The organism is Pseudomonas sp. FA-1, from assembly GCF_056856075.1.
Map to the genome: position 1 here is coordinate 558,320 of NZ_JBWXTH010000002.1, position 16,333 is coordinate 574,652.

General features: G+C 65.1%; 16 protein-coding genes and 1 tRNA gene. 5 read left to right on the forward strand and 12 right to left on the reverse strand.

All coding sequences use genetic code 11. From position 1 onward, the window contains the following. Nucleotides 1–45: 45 nt before the first annotated feature. From AC1MHZ_RS06585 to AC1MHZ_RS06600, 4 genes are all read right to left on the reverse strand, one after another. Nucleotides 46–672: a DNA-3-methyladenine glycosylase family protein gene (locus AC1MHZ_RS06585; protein WP_084858607.1), complete on the reverse strand. Its 627-nt coding sequence runs from the start codon at nucleotides 670–672 to the stop codon at nucleotides 46–48. Between the two features lie 88 nt (nucleotides 673–760). Continuing rightward, on the reverse strand, nucleotides 761–1,918 hold the full coding sequence (locus AC1MHZ_RS06590) for an MFS transporter (RefSeq protein ID WP_324816369.1): 1,158 nt from the start codon (nucleotides 1,916–1,918) through the stop codon (nucleotides 761–763). 123 nt (nucleotides 1,919–2,041) lie between these two features. Next, nucleotides 2,042–2,185, reverse strand: coding sequence for a hypothetical protein (locus AC1MHZ_RS06595; protein ID WP_172403057.1), 144 nt, complete (start codon nucleotides 2,183–2,185; stop codon nucleotides 2,042–2,044). Nucleotides 2,186–2,296: 111 nt separating this feature from the next. Continuing rightward, on the reverse strand, nucleotides 2,297–3,511 hold the full coding sequence (locus tag AC1MHZ_RS06600; protein WP_084858609.1) for an MFS transporter: 1,215 nt from the start codon (nucleotides 3,509–3,511) through the stop codon (nucleotides 2,297–2,299). Nucleotides 3,512–3,749: 238 nt separating this feature from the next. Between AC1MHZ_RS06600 and AC1MHZ_RS06605 the strand changes: the two genes are divergently transcribed. After that, nucleotides 3,750–3,826, forward strand: a tRNA-Met gene (locus AC1MHZ_RS06605). A gap of 57 nt (nucleotides 3,827–3,883) precedes the next feature. Here the strand turns inward: AC1MHZ_RS06605 and AC1MHZ_RS06610 are convergent. Further along, on the reverse strand, nucleotides 3,884–4,501 hold the full coding sequence (locus AC1MHZ_RS06610) for a LysE family translocator (protein ID WP_084858610.1): 618 nt from the start codon (nucleotides 4,499–4,501) through the stop codon (nucleotides 3,884–3,886). Nucleotides 4,502–4,734: 233 nt separating this feature from the next. Here AC1MHZ_RS06610 and AC1MHZ_RS06615 point away from each other — a divergent pair, with 233 nt between their 5' ends. After that, on the forward strand, nucleotides 4,735–5,652 hold the full coding sequence (locus AC1MHZ_RS06615) for a LysR substrate-binding domain-containing protein (protein ID WP_465001449.1): 918 nt from the start codon (nucleotides 4,735–4,737) through the stop codon (nucleotides 5,650–5,652). Here AC1MHZ_RS06615 and AC1MHZ_RS06620 read toward each other — a convergent pair. The 4 genes from AC1MHZ_RS06620 to AC1MHZ_RS06635 form a co-directional block, all read right to left on the reverse strand. After that, nucleotides 5,592–6,164 (reverse strand): D-Ala-D-Ala carboxypeptidase family metallohydrolase, encoded by a 573-nt coding sequence (locus AC1MHZ_RS06620; RefSeq protein ID WP_084858636.1) that lies wholly within the window; start codon nucleotides 6,162–6,164, stop codon nucleotides 5,592–5,594. The genes AC1MHZ_RS06615 and AC1MHZ_RS06620 overlap by 61 nt on opposite strands. 153 nt (nucleotides 6,165–6,317) lie before the next feature. Next, complete coding sequence (gene can / locus AC1MHZ_RS06625) at nucleotides 6,318–6,956, reverse strand: carbonate dehydratase (RefSeq protein WP_084858612.1); 639 nt, start codon at nucleotides 6,954–6,956, stop codon at nucleotides 6,318–6,320. Between the two features lie 52 nt (nucleotides 6,957–7,008). After that, nucleotides 7,009–7,464: a ribosomal protein S18-alanine N-acetyltransferase gene (gene rimI / locus AC1MHZ_RS06630; protein WP_084858613.1), complete on the reverse strand. Its 456-nt coding sequence runs from the start codon at nucleotides 7,462–7,464 to the stop codon at nucleotides 7,009–7,011. After that, entirely contained in the window at nucleotides 7,461–8,249 is a 789-nt protein-coding gene (locus tag AC1MHZ_RS06635; RefSeq protein WP_084858614.1) for an energy transducer TonB, read from the reverse strand. Before AC1MHZ_RS06635 ends, rimI begins: the two co-directional genes overlap by 4 nt. Before the next feature lie 239 nt (nucleotides 8,250–8,488). On the opposite strand from AC1MHZ_RS06635, the gene mksB reads away from it, so the two are divergent. The 3 genes from mksB to mksF are packed head-to-tail and all read left to right on the forward strand — an operon-like array spanning nucleotide 8,489 to nucleotide 13,303. Next, on the forward strand, nucleotides 8,489–9,778 hold the full coding sequence (mksB, locus tag AC1MHZ_RS06640) for an Mks condensin complex protein MksB (RefSeq protein WP_084858615.1): 1,290 nt from the start codon (nucleotides 8,489–8,491) through the stop codon (nucleotides 9,776–9,778). Beyond that, nucleotides 9,768–10,475 carry an Mks condensin complex protein MksE gene (mksE, locus tag AC1MHZ_RS06645; RefSeq protein WP_084858616.1) on the forward strand — a complete coding sequence of 236 codons (708 nt, stop codon included), beginning with the start codon at nucleotides 9,768–9,770 and terminating at the stop codon, nucleotides 10,473–10,475. Before mksB ends, mksE begins: the two co-directional genes overlap by 11 nt. Then, nucleotides 10,472–13,303, forward strand: a complete 2,832-nt coding sequence (gene mksF, locus AC1MHZ_RS06650; RefSeq protein WP_482966154.1) for an Mks condensin complex protein MksF — start codon at nucleotides 10,472–10,474, stop codon at nucleotides 13,301–13,303. Before mksE ends, mksF begins: the two co-directional genes overlap by 4 nt. Before the next feature lie 125 nt (nucleotides 13,304–13,428). On the opposite strand, the gene AC1MHZ_RS06655 is transcribed toward mksF, so the two are convergent. The 3 genes from AC1MHZ_RS06655 to cgtA form a co-directional block, all read right to left on the reverse strand. Next, on the reverse strand, nucleotides 13,429–13,872 hold the full coding sequence (locus AC1MHZ_RS06655) for a CreA family protein (RefSeq protein WP_172403060.1): 444 nt from the start codon (nucleotides 13,870–13,872) through the stop codon (nucleotides 13,429–13,431). Nucleotides 13,873–13,894: 22 nt separating this feature from the next. Further along, complete coding sequence (gene proB, locus AC1MHZ_RS06660; RefSeq protein WP_084858619.1) at nucleotides 13,895–15,013, reverse strand: glutamate 5-kinase; 1,119 nt, start codon at nucleotides 15,011–15,013, stop codon at nucleotides 13,895–13,897. 78 nt (nucleotides 15,014–15,091) lie between these two features. After that, entirely contained in the window at nucleotides 15,092–16,315 is a 1,224-nt protein-coding gene (cgtA, locus tag AC1MHZ_RS06665; protein WP_084858620.1) for an Obg family GTPase CgtA, read from the reverse strand. Nucleotides 16,316–16,333 lie beyond the last annotated feature (18 nt).

The window sequence follows — 16,333 nt, forward strand, 5'->3', positions numbered from 1 at the left end:
CGTTTATTGCACGGCAATCTGCCGGCGATGGGGATACGTACACGCTCAGGCGCGCCACAGGTACCAAGACGCCACGGTCCGATACGGGCTCCAGCCACCTCCCAGCGAACGCATCTGCGCCGGTGTCGGCGCCTTGTCCATGCCCTTGAGCCGACGATACCCCTCGCGCACGCCGAAGTCGTCCACCGGCAGGATATCGGAGCGCTCCAGGCAATAGATCAGCAGCATCTCCACGGTCCAGCGCCCGACGCCACGCAGGCTCACCAGACGTTCGATCAGCGCATCGTCATGCATCGCCAGCGCTTGCTCGCGGCTGGGGACGATACCGTCCAGGCGCGCCTGGGCAATCCCCTGCACCGTAGCCAGCTTGTTCGCGGATAAGCCACAGCCACGCAACACCTCGGGCGGCGTGGCCAACAGTTGCTCGGGGCTAGGGAAGGCGCCCCCCGGGTACAACGCCAGCAAGCGCGCCAGGATCGCTTCGGCCGCCCGGGCGTGCAACTGCTGGTAGGCCACCGCCCGCACCAGCGCCTCGAAGGGCTCGCGCTCTGGCACAGCGCTGTGCTGGCACGGGCCGATTGCAGCGATGTGTCGGGCCCAGTCCGGGTCCAACGCCGCGAGGAAGTCCGTGGCCTGGCGATAGGCCGAGGGCGAGAGGTCGGCGTGGATCATGCGCGATAGCCTCGAGTGATCGGAAAAAGACCAGCTTAGACCAACCTGTCATCGACAGAACGACGGTTCTTGCGCAGGTAATGGCGCTTCAGTCTGTCACAGCCCGCAGCTTCCCTGCCCGGCGATACGACTGCCGGGCGAAGCACACGAACAACCCTGCCATCACCGCCAAGGCCATGGGCAGCCCGTGCGGCGCCACGTCCATCGCCGCCCCGCTGACCAGCGGCCCGACCAGGCTGCCGACACCCCACAGCAAGCCAACGCTGGCATTGGCCGTCACCAGGTCCTGGCCCTTGAAGCGCTGGCCGATCAGCACCAACGCCAGGGTATAGATGCCCCCAGCCACGGCGCCCAGCACTACCAGCAGCGGCCATAGCAGCCAGCTCATCTGCAGCAGCCACGGCAGGCCGATGCCGATCGCCATGGCCACCACACCGCACACCAGGTGCAGCCCGGTACGCTCGACCCGGTCGGCCAGCCAGCCCAGGGGCAACTGGAAGATCATGTCGCCAGCGAACACCACGGTCACCATCAACGCCGCCACACCCACCGCAAAACCATGGCTGGTGGCGTATACCGGCAGCAGCGACAGCACCACGGCATCGAAGAAGGAGAAGAACAGCACCGCCACGCACAACGCCGGCGCGACCCGGAAGAACCCGGCCAGGCCAAAGCTCTTTTCGCCTTCCTCGTGCTGCACATGGTCGTTGGGGACGGTCAGCAGGATACACAGCAATGCCAGGCCGTAGCAGGCGGTGACCACGCCCGTGACCCACGGGCTGCTGGCCCCAAGCAGCGCCAGCATGGCCGGCCCCAGCACCTGGAAACCGGTGAAGCTGGTGGCGTAGAGCGCCATGATCTTGCCGCGGTTGTGCTCCGGGCACAGCTCGTTGACCCAGGACTCGCCAAGGATGATGGCGATGCCCATGCCGATACCCAGCGCCAGGCGCAATAGCGCCAGGTACCAGATCGAGGTGAAGGCGCCTTCGAGCAACGCGATGCTCAGGGTGCACAGGCTGAAGCACAGCAAATAGATGGTGCGCCGGGTCAGGTGCCGGCAGCAGGCATCGACCATGAACGCCGAGAGCATCATGCCCGCCGCGGGGATGGCCGAAATGATACCGATCTCAAGGGTGCCTGCCCCCGCCTCGTGCAGACGCAACGACACCAGCGGCAGGCTCGCCCCCAGGCTGAACCCCACCACCGACACCGCGAACAACAGGCCCGCCAGCAAACGCATGTTCATTACCGCTCCTTGCTCGCCGCCCACATGCACCCTGGGCCGGGACGGCTGGAAAAACCACTGGAAAGATGTGCGAACGCAGCCACCCGCAGCCACGCCGGCAGGCGGACACGCAGGGGCGCAGGATCAGTTCAGGGCAAGGTGTGGCGAGAAGGTGAAGGCGAACAGCACGCTGCGCCGACGCTTGAGCACCGTGTCGCTTGGCCACGCACGACGCACCGCCTGGATGACAGGCTGGCGGACAAGGCGAAGGCTCTGGGAACGGCGCATTGCATCGACTACGTGAATTGAAAGGAGGCGGCACTCTAGGCCAAGGGGCCTTGACGCGTCAATCGCCAAGGCCCTCGTGGTAAATCACCCAGCCCATTGGGCTTGAGACGATCAGCGTTTACCGGTGGAAGGCAGGAACACTGCCAGCACGCCAAACAGCGGCAGGAACGAACACAGCCCATAGACGTACTCGATACCTCGCAAATCAGCCAGGTAGCCCAGCAGCGCCGCGCCGATGCCACCGAAACCGAACATCAGGCCGAAGAAGATCCCGGCGATCATGCCTACGCTGCCCGGCACCAGTTCCTGGGCATAGACCACAATGGCCGAGAACGCCGAGGCCAGGATGAAGCCGATCACCACGCTGAGCACGCTGGTCCAGAACAGATCGGCGTACGGCAGGGCCAGGGTGAACGGCGCCACCCCCAGGATCGAGAACCAGATCACCGCCTTGCGCCCGATCCGGTCACCGATCGGCCCGCCGAAGAAGGTACCGGCCGCCACCGCGCCAAGGAACAGGAACAGGTGCAGCTGGGAGCTTGCCACCGACACACCGAACTTCTCGATCAGGTAGAAGGTGAAATAGCTGGTGAAGCTGGCCATGTAGAAGTACTTGGAGAACACCAGCAGGCCCAGCACCACCAACGCCAGGATCACACGCTGGCGCGAAATCCCATGGCTGGCCTGTACGGCCTTGCGGGCCTTGAACTGGTTGAGGTGGCCCTTGTACCAACCCCGCAGCAACAAAGTCACAGCGAAGAAGAACAGCCCGGCCAGGCCGAACCAGGCCACATGGCTCTGGCCGAAGGGAATGACGATGGCCGCCGCCAGCAGCGGGCCGAGGGCAGAGCCGGCGTTACCGCCGACCTGGAAAGTCGACTGGGCCAGGCCAAAGCGCCCTCCCGACGCCAGGCGGGCGATGCGCGAGGTCTCGGGGTGGAAAGTCGAGGAGCCGATGCCCACCAACGCCGATGCCAGCAAAATCATCGGGAAGCTGCCCACGAATGCCAGCATCACGATCCCCACCAGAGTGCACAACGTGCCCAACGGCAGCAGGTTCGGCGCCGGTCGCCGGTCGGTGAAGAAGCCAACCCACGGCTGCAGCAGCGACGCCGTGATCTGGAACGTCAGGGTAATCAGGCCGATCTGGGCGAAACTCAGGTTGTAGTTGGCCTTGAGCATCGGGTAGATGGCCGGCAGTACCGCCTGGATCAAATCATTGATCAGGTGCGCCAGGGCACAGAAGCCGATGATACGCATCACCAGTGGGGTGGCCTGTGCGGCGGTGCTGGTGCCGGTGGAGGTCTGGGCGCTGCTGATGGCCATGACTATGTCCTTTCCGCGAATTTGGGATCCGATTATCAGGAAAGAACTAGATACTTAGCTACCTTTTTATGCGATTGGCCGCCCCGCGCCTCGACTTACCCAGTCTGCGCAGCGCATTCTTTGCAGGTTGGCGGGCACACCGAGCGGTCCGCCCAGCTAAGCGTTTGAAAGGCTGGAAATTTTTTTTACAACGAGTGTTGACAGAGTCGCGATTCGAGCTAATAATGCGCGCCAAGTCGGCTACATAGCTCAGTTGGTTAGAGCATAGCATTCATAATGCTGGGGTCCGGGGTTCAAGTCCCTGTGTAGCCACCACCTTCAAAAAAGGGCTTATCGAAAGATAAGCCCTTTTTTATTGCGCTGAAAAAACCGTCAACGCACGCCCGCCACTACCACGGCCAGGCCCAGCCCGATCAGGGCTACGCCGATCACCCGGTCGACCACCCCTTGTCGCTCGATCATCGCCTGGCGCAATCCGTCGCTCGAGAAGAACACCGCCACCAGGCTGAACCATGCCCAATGGGCGAACGACATGAATGCCCCATAGGCGAAATCCAGCGCCAGCGGGCTGCCCGGCCGCACCACCTGGGTGTAGGCACTGACGACGAATAGCATCGTCTTGGGATTCAGCGCATTGGTCAGAAAACCTGTGCGCAGGCCTTGGAGCACGCCAGCCCGAGGGCTCTGGCCGATGCCATCGAGTGAGATCCGTGAGGTGTTGGTCAATGATTTGTAGCCCAGGTAGACCAGGTAACCGGCTCCCACCACTTTCATGGCCAGGAACAGCGCCGGGCTCTGGCTGATGATCACGGCGATGCCAAGCACGGTGTACAACACATGCACCTGCACGCCCAGGGCGATCCCCAAGGCTGCGGCCAGGCCAGCCGTGCGCCCTTGGGCATAACTGCTGCGGGTGACCATGGCGAAGTCGGCCCCTGGGCTGATGACGGCCAGCACGGTGAACAGGGCGACGGCGATCAGTTCATTCACGGAAAAAGCTCCTCGATTGGCGATGAAAATGCACAGTGCGCTGATTATCGAAGGCTTATTCGTGGCGAAAAATCGATTTATAGTGCGGCAGACCTGCTAGTTTTTTTCACAGACAGGCGTAAGCCTTGCTGGCCCAATCGCGGGACAAGCCCGCTCCCACAGGGAAGAGCCCAGAGAGCCTTTGTGGGAGCGGGCTTGCCCCGCGATTGGGCCGCCACAGACGACACACGACCATGAAACTGCCCCCGCTCACCGCCCTGCGCTATTTCGATATCGCCGCCCAGACCGAAAGCTTCGTGCGCGCCGCCGAGCACCTGCACGTGACCCACGGCGCCGTCAGCCGCCAGGTACGCCTGCTGGAGGAAAGCCTGGGCATCGAGCTGTTCGAGCGGCGTAACCGAGCCCTGTTCCTGACACCGGCCGGCCGCAGCCTGCATGGCACCACCCAGTCGATCTTCGAGCAGCTCGAAGGCGCGGTGCAGCGCCTGCAAGCGCAGACGCAAGACAATGTGCTGGTGATGTCCTGCGAGCCAACCATCGCCATGCGCTGGCTCATCCCTCGCCTGCCCCGGTTCCATGCTGCCCATCCCGACTTGCAGCTGCACCTGGTCGCCGCAGGCGGGCCGCTGGACTTCAGCCGTGCCGGGGTAGATCTGGCGCTGCGGCGCGACGACTTTCATTGGGAACGGAAACTGCACAGCCTGAAGATCTGCGAGGAGTGGATCGGCCCGGTCTGCCGGCAAGGCCAGGACGCGGGTTTCGACAACCAACGCCTGCTCTACAGCGCCACCCGCCCTGACGCCTGGAGCACCTGGCAGCGCCTGGCCGGGAAGAAGGCGCACCACACCGAGCGCAGCGACTTCGAGCATTTCTACCTGTCGATCCAGGCCGCCAGCGCAGGGCTGGGGCTGGCCATCGCGTCAGCGCTGATGGTCCGTGACGAACTGGACAGCGGGCAACTGGTAGCGCCCTTCGGCTTCCTGCGAGACGGCTCGGCCTACCACCTGCTCAGCCCCTTGCCTCTGGATGACGGCAGCAAGCGCCAGCGCTTCGCCGAGTGGGTGGCGGGCGAATGCCAGGCGTGCCTGGCTCACCTGGGCCTGGTGCAGAACGACGACCCCGAGCGGCCGTCGCCGCCCCAGGTGCGATAGCCGGCCGTATCGAGGTGGATGCGCCCGGAAGGGTAGCGCCCCAGGCCCATGTTCCAGGCCTGGCCATGCTGCTGCCAGAACCGGCACAGCGGGTTGGGGTCGGCCCAGGCAGGCAGCAGCACGTCGACCGCGAAAGCCCGGGTATGGGCGCTGCCCACCGCGCCACCGGCACAGGCATTCAGGCGCGGGTCACGGTAGGCCGACACCACCTCGAACTGGCGCAGGATGCCTTGTTCGTCGAGGGTCTTGAGCAGCATCAGGGTAGCGCGCACCTGGGGCCACTGGGTGGCCGGCGGCACGGCGAAAGGTGAGGCCCTGCACAGGCGCCAGTCGGAGGCCGAACGTAGCAGTTGATGGATCGGTACCACGCCATAGAGACGAGCATCCACCAACATCTGGCGGAAGGCACGGGTCGGGTGGTCGCCTGCCCACTGGGCGAACATCCAGACATCCCGCTCATCGGCGTGGGCGATGCCTGCCAGCAGCCCTGCCACGCAGGCCAGCAGCTTCATGCCTTTCATTCTTCACTCCTGTGTACGCCATTACAGCGAGTAAAGCACGGAGCCCGCTCCCACAGGGGCAGCATTGGCCGCTTGTTCTCTGCGCGACAGCGCAGCCCGAAGGGCTGGGTAATCTCCCACAGGGTCAAAGCGCCATTGAGCAGTCTATTCCAAAGGCCGCAGGCGATACTGCGGCGGCAACTGGGCAAACCCGCTGATGGTGGTGTCCAGGCTCTTCCAGCGGCCATCCTTGATGCCATAGATGCAACCATGGATCGACAGCTCCTGCCCCCGGTGCCAGGCGTTCTGCACGATGCTGGTGTGAGCCACGTTGGCCACCTGCTGGATCACGTTCAGCTCGCACAGGCGGTCGACCTTGGCTTCCTCGGTATCGAGCTTGGCCAGCTCGCCGCGCTTTTCGTAGTACAGGTCGCGGATCGAACGCAGCCAGCCGTCGATCAGGCCCAACTGACGGTCCTGCATCGCTGCGCGCACACCGCCGCAGCCATAGTGACCGGTGACCAGGATGTGCTTGACCTTGAGCACCTCCACGGCGTACTGGATCACCGACAGGCAGTTCAGGTCAGTGTGCAGCACCACGTTGGCCACATTGCGGTGCACGAACAGGTCGCCCGGCAGCATGCCGACGATCTCGTTGGCGGGCACGCGAGCGTCGGAGCAACCGATCCAGAGGAATTCGGGGGTCTGCTGGCGGGCCAGCTTGGCGAAGAAGTCCGGATCGCGCTGCTTGATCGCATCGGCCCAGCGTTCGTTGTTGTCGATCAGTTCCTGCAGGTCATGCATGGTCGTTGCCTCATCAGGGTATGCCTGTGTGACACGGCCAGCGCCTGCAAGGTCACTCCTCGAACAGGGTGCAGGCCATCACCAGGGCGTCTTCGCGTCCGCCGGCAACGGGATAGTAGTCGCGCCGGCGGCCGATTTCGTTGAATCCGTAGCGCTCGTACAGGCGGTAGGCCGCCTGGTTGCTGGCGCGCACTTCCAGGAAGCATTCCCGGCCATTGAGCTGGTAGGCCCGGGCCATCAGGTGCTGCAGCAGGCGCAAGCCCAGGCCACGGCCCTGGTTCTCCGGCTTGACGGTGATGTTGAGCAGGTGGGCCTCGTCGATGATCACGTTGATCACGCCATGGCCGACTTGCTGCTGGCCGTCGAACATCAGCCAGACCTCATAGGACTTGAGCGCATCCTGGAAGATTCCGCGCGTCCACGGATGGCTGAACGCGGCATATTCGATTTTAAGCACGGCATCCAGATCCGCCTCGGTCATCGGGCGGAAACTGATCGAGTCACTCATTCAACGCTCTTCCAGCGCGCCATCAGCCGGCGCATCGCTTGCCAGACGTCCACCTTGCGCTGCGGCTCGTCCATCAACAGTTCAAGGCCCGGCAGGGCCCAGGCGTCGCCCAGGCCTTCGACCTTCAGTTCTTGGTAGTAGGCCTCGCCGTCGGCCTGGCCGGCAAAGCGCACGGCCGGCAGGCCGACCAGCCACAGGCAGGTGCAAGGTGCCTCTTCCAGGCGCGCGGCGATGAAACCCTGGACGAAGTCGCGCGCCGCCTCCGGCCCCTGGTCCATGTTGCCGCGTACCAGCAACGGCCAGCGCACCGGCTCGCCGATGATCTGCGGCGCATCGGGCAGGCCGGCGGCGCGCAGCATGTCCTTGAGCAGCAGGTACGACGGGTCACGGCTCTGGAAGGGCTGGCCGGTGGCCAGCTCGACCAGCACCAGGCAGCGGCCGGCGCGCAGCAATTGCAGGGCAAAACGCGGTGGCGGCAACGGCGCCGGACGGGGCGCTGGCACCTGCTCCTGGGCTTCGACCGACGTGCTGGCGGGCTTGGGCGTGCTGCCCGGCCGGGGGATCTCGATCTTGGGGCGCTCGACTGAGCGGGCTTGTGGGGCAACAGGTGGTGCGTCAGGCGCAGGTGCGCTTGGCCGTACCTCGATGGCGGCGTCTTCGACCGGCGCCAACGGCAGCAGCAGTTCCGGGCGCGACGGTGCAGCGAACGGCAGTTCGGCGCGCGGCAGCCAGTGCACCACTTGCATGGCGGAAAGGTAGGCGCGGCGGCGGGGCTCGGTCAGCAAGGCACGGGGTCCGGGGTGGGATTTTGGGGGTATTCTAACGTGTACGTCTTGGGTTTTGCAGGTTTGTGAGACCGAGCGCTGCGCGGGCGGCGCGCGATCTCACCAACACCCCATGACCCGGGACAACCACCGCCCCCCGGAATCTCCCCTTGCCCCCTCATTACAGACCAAGGGGTGAAATCCTCCCCCCCGGATGCAGTACAATCGCCCCTTTTATTTGGCAACGAGTCGACCCGCCAATGATCGAACCCAAGCGCGTCCTGCGCGCCCTAGCCGAACACTGGGCCTTGATCGAGCCGCTGTGCGAGCGCTTCGACCAAGGCACCCTGAGCCTGGTCGAGCTGCGCCAGCAACTGGCCCGGCAGCAGGTGGAAAGCACGCCGCAGGACATCACCCAGTTGCTCGACGTGTGGATCCGCCTGGACATCCTGGTGCCGGTGGCCAAGAGCCCGAACCGCTTCGAGCTCAACGCCCAGATTCACGATTTCCTCGCCTACCTGCGCCGCGAGCACCGCCTGGGCCTGTGCCTGGAGATCGAAGCCTACCTGCGCCACCTGGAGCGTCTGGCCGGGCATATCCAGGACGCCTTCGACAACCGCGACAGCGACGACCTGGCGCGCCAGCTGCGCCTGCTCGATATGCGCGTGCGCGACGTGCTCAAGAAGCTCGACAACGACGAGCAGGCGCTGGTGGCCGTGGCCGAGCGGGCCAAGACCAGCAACCGCCAGATTCCCCTGCGCCAGCGCTACGCCGAGGTCCTGGCGACCTGGGACGAGTACGTCGAGCCGATGATCCAGCTGGTCAATGCCGACGGCGCCTTCGAGCAAGGCGTTCGCAAGGTCGAGACCGTGCTGCTGCGCCTGCTGGGCGAGCAGGCGCGCCTGGGCCACCTGGTCGACGACGACATGCTGCTGCGCACCCACGCCCGTATCCTCGAGATGCAGACCAGTGCTCAGCTCACCCTGCGCCACGCCCGAGAACTGCTGCTGCCCCTGCGCGAAGAAGCACGCCGGCACAACGCCGTGACCCGCGGCGCCGCCCTGGCCCTGTCGGTGATCCGCAAGAAAGGCATCGATGCCGTGCCGCAAGCGGCCATGCCGATGTTCACCCGCCCGCAGAGCACCTTCCTCGGCAGTGCCAGCCAGGTCGAGGCGTACGTTTATGCCCTGGCCCGCTTCGAGCCCAAGCCGGCGCGCTTCCCCAAGGCACACAAGTCGCAGAAGGGCCCGCTGCCCCGCGCCCCACGCACGGTCAAGGAAATGCTCGAGCGCTGCGAAGACGCCCTGCCCCTGCCAGACCTGATGGTCTGGCTGCTGGAGCAGGAGCCCGAAGGCGCCACCGACGAATTGCTGTACTGGTTCTCGCGCCTGTCGCGGGAGAAGCGCTTCAGCCGCGAGCGCCTCGAACGCCAGGAATACACCACCCGTGAACACCTGGTCAGCCTGCGCTCCTTCGCCCTGACGTCCAGCCGCCAAGCCACGCCAACGACCACGTCCGACTCCAACGCGAGCCCAGCCAATGCATCTTGATCTTTCCGAACTGTCCCAGCTCGCGCCGATCTTCCGCGAGCTGTTCAAGGGCTTCCACATCAGCCGCCGCGACCCTGAACTGTACGCCCAGCTGTCGAACTTCCAGGACCAGTACCGCACCCTGTTCAAGGCCCTGGGCTTCGAGCTGGTGTGCGACACCCGCGGCTTCTACTACTTCGTGCCCGAGCAGGCCGCCGCCCAGGTCAACAAGACCGCACAGCGCCTGTCGCTGTTCACCTTCATCCTGGTCGAGCACCTGGCCGACCAGGGCCGCGACCCGATGGCCGTGCTCGATGGCGGCAGCGTCGGCCGCGACGAGCTGCCGTCCTTGCTGGAAAAGTACCGCGACCTGTTCATCCAGGCCGAAGTGCAGACCGTCGACGAGCTGGAAGAAAAAATCCTGCGCCGCATGACCCAGCTGGGCTTCGCCCACGAGGAAGGCGGCATCTACCGCTTCCTGCCGCCGATGCACCGTTTCCTCGACGTGTGCCTGTCGGTCCAGCAGGACCGGGACCTGGCCGCCACCCTGCACAGCGACCTGCCGCTGCCAACGCCAGTGCTGGTCGAGGAAGAGAGTCCGGAAGAACTCAACCGCACCGACGACCCGCTCGACCTCACCCCGTTCGACGGCGAGGAGAGCGAGGAAGAAGCCCTGGCCCGGGCCATTCGCGAAGAGCAACAGGAGATTGACGCATGAGCCAGGAACGCTACGGTATTCGCCGCTTCGCACTGCTCAACACCGCCGGCTACAGCCTGGGCCTGTTCCCCCTGGAGCACCCACTGTCGGTCTACGGCGCCAACAACCTGGGCAAGTCCGCCTCGATCAATGCCCTGCAGTTCCCGATCCTGGCGCGCATGTCCGACATGAGCTTCGGCAAGTACAGCCTGGAGCAGTCGCGCCGGTTCTACTTCGCCAGCGACACCAGCTACATCCTCTGCGAGCTGAACCTGCCTCACGGCCCGCACGTGATCGGCGTGGTCGGGCGCGGCCCGGGCGGCGGCTTCGGTCACCAGTTCTTCGCCTACCAGGGCCAGCTGGACCTGGCGCACTACCAGAAGAACGACACCTGCCTGCGCCAGAAGGAGCTGTTCACCAACCTCGAACAGCACGGCCTGAAGGCCTATGAGCTCAAGCCCGACGAGCTGCGCCGGCTGCTGGTCGGCGGCCACACCTCGGTGCCGCTGGACCTGACCTTGATCCCACTGCGCTCGACCAGCGAGCAGAGCCTGAAGACCTTCCGTGCGCTGTTCATCAACTTGCTGCACATGCGCGAAATCACCGCGGCCAAGCTCAAGCAGCTGTTCCTCGATGCCTTCGAGCACAGCCTGCGCTCGGGCAGCGTCGACTACATCGCCGCCTGCGAGGAAGCCTTCCGCGACGTACGCCGCATGGAACAGGACTACAACGCCCTGGTCGCCGCCGGCCCCCTGGTCGAGGCCCTGGCCGGCGGCGTGGCCCAGCGTGACATCCTGCGCGGCAAGCTGCACCGTATCTCGCCATTGCTCGACAACCTGCTGGGCACCTGGCAGGAATACGCCATGGCCCGCAAGGAAGAGCTGGTCATCCAATCCGAGCACTACCGCAGCGAGCAGGACCGCCTGCAGAACGACCAGCGCGGCGGTACCCAGGAGCTGATGCGCCTGGAGCGCGAGATCACCGGCATCCAGCGCTGGCTGGGCGAGCTGTCGGTACTCAAGCACCGCTTTGCTCTGGTCACCGACGTGAAGACCCTGGAGCAGCAACTGCTGGCTGCCAAGGATGCCCACGACGAACTGGCCGGCGCCCTGGCCCAGTCGCGCCAGTTCTCCGCCGAGGACCTGGACGAACGCGTTCGCGACCTGGAAAAACGCCTCAAGCAGGTCAAGCAGCAACTCGATCACGCCGACAACAACAGCTACGCCCGCCTGCGCGAGGAGTTCTCGCAACAGGACGTCGATCGCCTGATGCGCCTGTTCAACGGCGCGCTGTTCAGCCTGCCGCTGGGCGACCGGGGCATCGAGCTGGACGATAGCGATGTCTGGGTGAAAACCCTCGAAACAGTGCTCGACGGCTTCAAGGGCGAGCGCTTCGAAGCTCCGGGCGTGTCCATCGACCTTTCCCACATCGACCCGCCGGCGCTCCAGGCCCTGGCTGACCGTGCCGCCCTGCGCGACCAGAAAGAGCGCCTGGAAAAAGAACTCAAGCAACTCAAGACCCAGCAGGCCGTCGCCGCCGACCGCAGCGCCTCCAAAGCGCAGACCGAAGCCCTGTACCAGCAGGTGCTCGATGCCCAGAAGGCCCTGGAAGACTATCGCCGCACCGAGACCCTGAGTGCCGAGGAGCCGGAGAAGCTGGAACAGCTCGCTCAGCTCGAAGCCGCCCAGGACGAACTCAAGCGCTCAAGCGACGCCTTCACCGAGCGCGTCCAGCAGCTTTCGGCCAAGTTGCAGCTGGTGGGTCGGCAGATCGCCGACCTGGAAGCCAAGCAGCGCACCCTGGAAGACGCCCTGCGCCGTCGCCAGCTGCTGCCGGCCGACCTGCCGTTCGGCACCCCGTTCATGGAAGCGATCGACGATTCCATGGACAACCTGCTGCCGCTGCTCAACGACTACCAGGACAGCTGGCAGGCCTTGCAGCGCGTGGACAACCAGATCGAGGCGCTGTACGCCCAGGTGCGCCTCAAGGGCGTGGCCAAGTTCGACAGCGAAGACGACATGGAGCGCCGCCTGCAACTGCTGATCAACGCCTACTCGCACCGCACCGAGGAAGCCCTGACCCTGGCCAAGGCACGCCGCGCGGCGGTCACCGACATCGCCCGGACCTTGCGCAACATCCGCAGCGACTACGACAGCCTCGAGCACCAGCTGGCCCTGTTCAACCGCGAGATCAACAAGCGCCAGGTGTCCAACCTGGAAAGCTTCCGCGTGGTCCTGGCACCGAACAAGGAAGCGCTCAAGCACATCGACCAGATCATCCACAGCGCCGGCCAGTACGAGGAAGGTGAAACCCTGTCGGTGTTCGACCTGACCCAGAGCGCCGAGCAGGACCACAAGAACGAAGAGGCCAAGGAGTACCTGGCACGGCTGGTGGCAGCCAACCACAACCAGTTGGGCCTGAAGGACCTGTTCGAGCTGGCGTTCGAGATCACCAAGATCAATGGCCAGCCGGTGATCCATGCCGACATCGACGGCGCCGCGTCCAACGGCACCACCATGACCATCAAGGCGCTGACCAACATGTATCTGTTGCTGCACCTGATGGACCGCGACCTGGCCGGGCGCATTCGCCTGCCCTACTACCTCGACGAGGCGGCGGACATCGACGAACGCAACCAGGCAGCGCTGCTGGAGACCAGCCAGCAGCTGGGCTTCGTGCCAATCCTGGCGAGCGTGAAGCCGCAGGTGTCGGCGCGGGTGGCGATCGACCTGGAAGGCGGCAGCGGGCCGAACGGTATCTACATCGACGAGGCGGACTGGAAGTACATCAGCCGGCTCGATGAGGTGAAGGCGATCGTGCGCGAAGATCAGGCCGAGGAGCTGGCCTGATGCGGTGAACAGGGGCCGCTTTGCGGCCCTTTCGCGGCACAAGGCCGCTCCTACAGGAATAGGCGTATCCCCTGTAGGAGCGGCCTCGTGCCGCGAAAGGAGGCCAAAGGCCTCCCGCTCGGGTGTTATTTAGCCCACGGCAGGATCGGAATCGCCGTCACCGCGTTCTGCGGGCTGCCTTCGATCAGCCGGTCGCTATACACCAGGTACACCAGCGTGTTGCGCTTCTTGTCGAGGAAGCGCACCACCTGCATGGTCTTGAACACCAGCGAGGTGCGCTCCTTGAACACCTCCTCGCCGTCCTTCAATTCACCCTTGAAGTGGATCGGCCCCACCTGGCGGCAGGCGATCGACGCCTCTGCACGGTCCTCGGCCAAGCCCAACCCACCCTTCACACCGCCAGTCTTGGCTCGCGACAGGTAGCAGGTCACGCCCTCGACCTTGGGGTCGTCGAATGCCTCGACCACGATGCGGTCGTTCGGCCCGAGGAACTTGAACACGGTAGAGACCTGGCCGATTTCCTCGGCCCCGGCCAGCATCGGCAGCGCCAGCGCCGCCACGGCAATCATCCTTTTCAGCACGTTCACGCCCTCAGACCAGCACCAGGTTGTCGCGGTGTACCAGTTCCGGCTCGGCGCTGTAGCCCAGCAGGTTCTCGATGGCATCGGACGGCTGGCCGATGATCTTCTGTGCTTCCAGGGCACTGTAGTTGGCCAGGCCACGGGCTACTTCAAGGCCGTCAGGGCCGACGCACACCACCATCTCGCCGCGACGGAAGCTGCCCTGGACGGTCTTCACGCCCACCGGCAACAGGCTCTTGTTGGCCTGACGCAGGGCCTGCACGGCACCTGCATCGAGCACCAGGGTGCCGCGTGTCTGGAGGTGGCCGGCCAGCCACTGCTTGCGGGCGGCGAGCATGCCGCGCTCCGGCGACAGCAACGTGCCCAGGCGTTCACCGGCCTTGAGGCGATCGAGCACGCGTTCGATGCGGCCACCGATGATGATGGTGTGGGCACCGGAACGGGCCGCCAGGCGTGCGGCACGCAACTTGGTCTGCATGCCGCCGCGACCCAGGGCACCCCCCGTGCCGCCGGCCACCGCATCCAGGGCCGGGTCGTCGGCGCGGGCTTCATAGATCAGCTGCGCTTCGGGGTTGTTGCGCGGGTCGGCATCGAACATGCCGTCGCGGTCGGTGAGGATCACCAGCAGGTCGGCTTCCACCAGGTTGGCCACCAGGGCTGCCAGGGTGTCGTTGTCGCCGAAGCGGATCTCGTCGGTGACCACGGTGTCGTTCTCGTTGATCACCGGCACCACGCCCAGGTCGACCAAGGTACGCAGCGTGCTGCGGGCGTTGAGGTAACGCTTGCGGTCGGAGAGGTCGTCATGGGTCAGGAGGATCTGCGCGGTGTGCTTGCCATGCTCGCCGAAGCTCGACTCCCAGGCCTGCACCAGGCGCATCTGACCAAGGGCGGCGGCGGCCTGCAGCTCGTTCATCGCGCTCGGTCGCGAAGCCCAGCCCAGTTGGCTCATGCCCGCGGCCACGGCCCCGGAGGAGACCAGCACCAACTCCACGCCCGCTTCCCGCAGCGCGACCATCTGCTCGACCCAGACGGCCATGGCGCCGCGATCCAGGCCTTTGCCATCCGCCGTCAGCAGGGCACTGCCAATCTTCACGACCCAGCGCTTGGCGCCCGTCACCTTGCTTCGCATCTTCTCTTCCAACCTATGTCGAATCTGTAGATACCAAAACGCCGCTCATTGGAGCGGCGTTTAGTGTACTGCAACCGATCAGTCGCGCACGTAAATGATTTCCGGGCCGTCTTCGTCGTCCTCGAAATCATCCCAGTCGTCATCGTCGCCAATGTCATGCACGCTCTTGACGCCCGTGCGACGCAGGGTGCGGGCATCGTCCAGCGCCTGCAGCTGGGCACGGGCCTCGTCTTCGATGCGCTGATCGAGTTCGGCCAGCTCGGCGGCGTAGGCCGGGTCATTGGCCAGGCGATCGGCACGGTCTTCGAGGTAGCGCATCAGGTCGTGGCTGAGCTGCTCGGTACCCTGCTTGGCGATGGCCGAGATCACGTACACCGGGCCGTCCCAGTTCAGGCGTTCGACCACTTCCTTGACGCGCTCGTCGCGCTCCTCGTCCATGATCATGTCGGCCTTGTTCAGCACCAGCCAGCGCTCGCGGTCGACCAGTGCCGGGCTGAACTGCGCCAGCTCGTTGATGATGACCTCGGCGGCATCGGCCGGGCTGCTGCCGTCCAGCGGCGCCAGGTCGACCAGGTGCAGCAGTACGCGGGTACGCGCCAGGTGCTTGAGGAAGCGGATACCCAGGCCCGCCCCTTCGGAAGCGCCTTCGATCAGGCCGGGGATGTCGGCGATGACGAAGCTCTTCCAGCGGTCGACGCTGACCACACCCAGGTTCGGCACCAGGGTGGTGAACGGGTAGTCGGCGACCTTCGGCTTGGCAGCCGAAACCGAGCGGATGAAGGTGCTCTTGCCGGCATTCGGCAAGCCCAGCAGGCCGACGTCGGCCAGCACTTTCAGCTCCATCTTCAGGTCGCGCTGCTCACCCGGCTTGCCTGGCGTGGTCTGGCGCGGCGCGCGGTTGGTGCTGGACTTGAAGCGGGTGTTGCCCAAGCCGTGCCAGCCGCCCTGGGCGACCATCAGCTTCTGGCCCGGGGTGACCAGGTCACCGATCACTTCCTGGGTCGAGGCGTCGATCACGGTGGTGCCGACCGGCACGCGCAGGAACAGGTCTTCACCCTTCTTGCCGGTGCAGTCGGTGCTGCCGCCGTTCTGGCCACGCTGGGCTTCGTGGTGGCGGGTGTAGCGGTAGTCGACCAGGGTATTGAGGTTCTCGTCGGCCACCATGTACACCGAGCCACCGTCACCACCGTCGCCACCGTTGGGGCCACCGTTCTCGATGAACTTCTCGCGGCGGAAGCTCATGCAACCATTGCCGCCGTCACCGGCTTTGACCCGGATCGATACTTCGTCAACAAACTTCATAAAAACCGCCTCTCGCCT

Coding starts and splice junctions, on each gene's coding strand:
- AC1MHZ_RS06585 (WP_084858607.1), bottom strand. CDS start 672: ATGATCCACGCCGACCTCTCGCCCTCGGCCTATCGCCAGGCCACGGAC.
- AC1MHZ_RS06590 (WP_324816369.1), bottom strand. CDS start 1,918: ATGAACATGCGTTTGCTGGCGGGCCTGTTGTTCGCGGTGTCGGTGGTG.
- AC1MHZ_RS06595 (WP_172403057.1), bottom strand. CDS start 2,185: ATGCGCCGTTCCCAGAGCCTTCGCCTTGTCCGCCAGCCTGTCATCCAG.
- AC1MHZ_RS06600 (WP_084858609.1), bottom strand. CDS start 3,511: ATGGCCATCAGCAGCGCCCAGACCTCCACCGGCACCAGCACCGCCGCA.
- AC1MHZ_RS06615 (WP_465001449.1), top strand. CDS start 4,735: ATGAAACTGCCCCCGCTCACCGCCCTGCGCTATTTCGATATCGCCGCC.
- AC1MHZ_RS06620 (WP_084858636.1), bottom strand. CDS start 6,164: ATGAAGCTGCTGGCCTGCGTGGCAGGGCTGCTGGCAGGCATCGCCCAC.
- can (WP_084858612.1), bottom strand. CDS start 6,956: ATGCATGACCTGCAGGAACTGATCGACAACAACGAACGCTGGGCCGAT.
- rimI (WP_084858613.1), bottom strand. CDS start 7,464: ATGAGTGACTCGATCAGTTTCCGCCCGATGACCGAGGCGGATCTGGAT.
- mksB (WP_084858615.1), top strand. CDS start 8,489: ATGATCGAACCCAAGCGCGTCCTGCGCGCCCTAGCCGAACACTGGGCC.
- mksE (WP_084858616.1), top strand. CDS start 9,768: ATGCATCTTGATCTTTCCGAACTGTCCCAGCTCGCGCCGATCTTCCGC.
- mksF (WP_482966154.1), top strand. CDS start 10,472: ATGAGCCAGGAACGCTACGGTATTCGCCGCTTCGCACTGCTCAACACC.
- AC1MHZ_RS06655 (WP_172403060.1), bottom strand. CDS start 13,872: ATGATTGCCGTGGCGGCGCTGGCGCTGCCGATGCTGGCCGGGGCCGAG.
- proB (WP_084858619.1), bottom strand. CDS start 15,013: ATGCGAAGCAAGGTGACGGGCGCCAAGCGCTGGGTCGTGAAGATTGGC.
- cgtA (WP_084858620.1), bottom strand. CDS start 16,315: ATGAAGTTTGTTGACGAAGTATCGATCCGGGTCAAAGCCGGTGACGGC.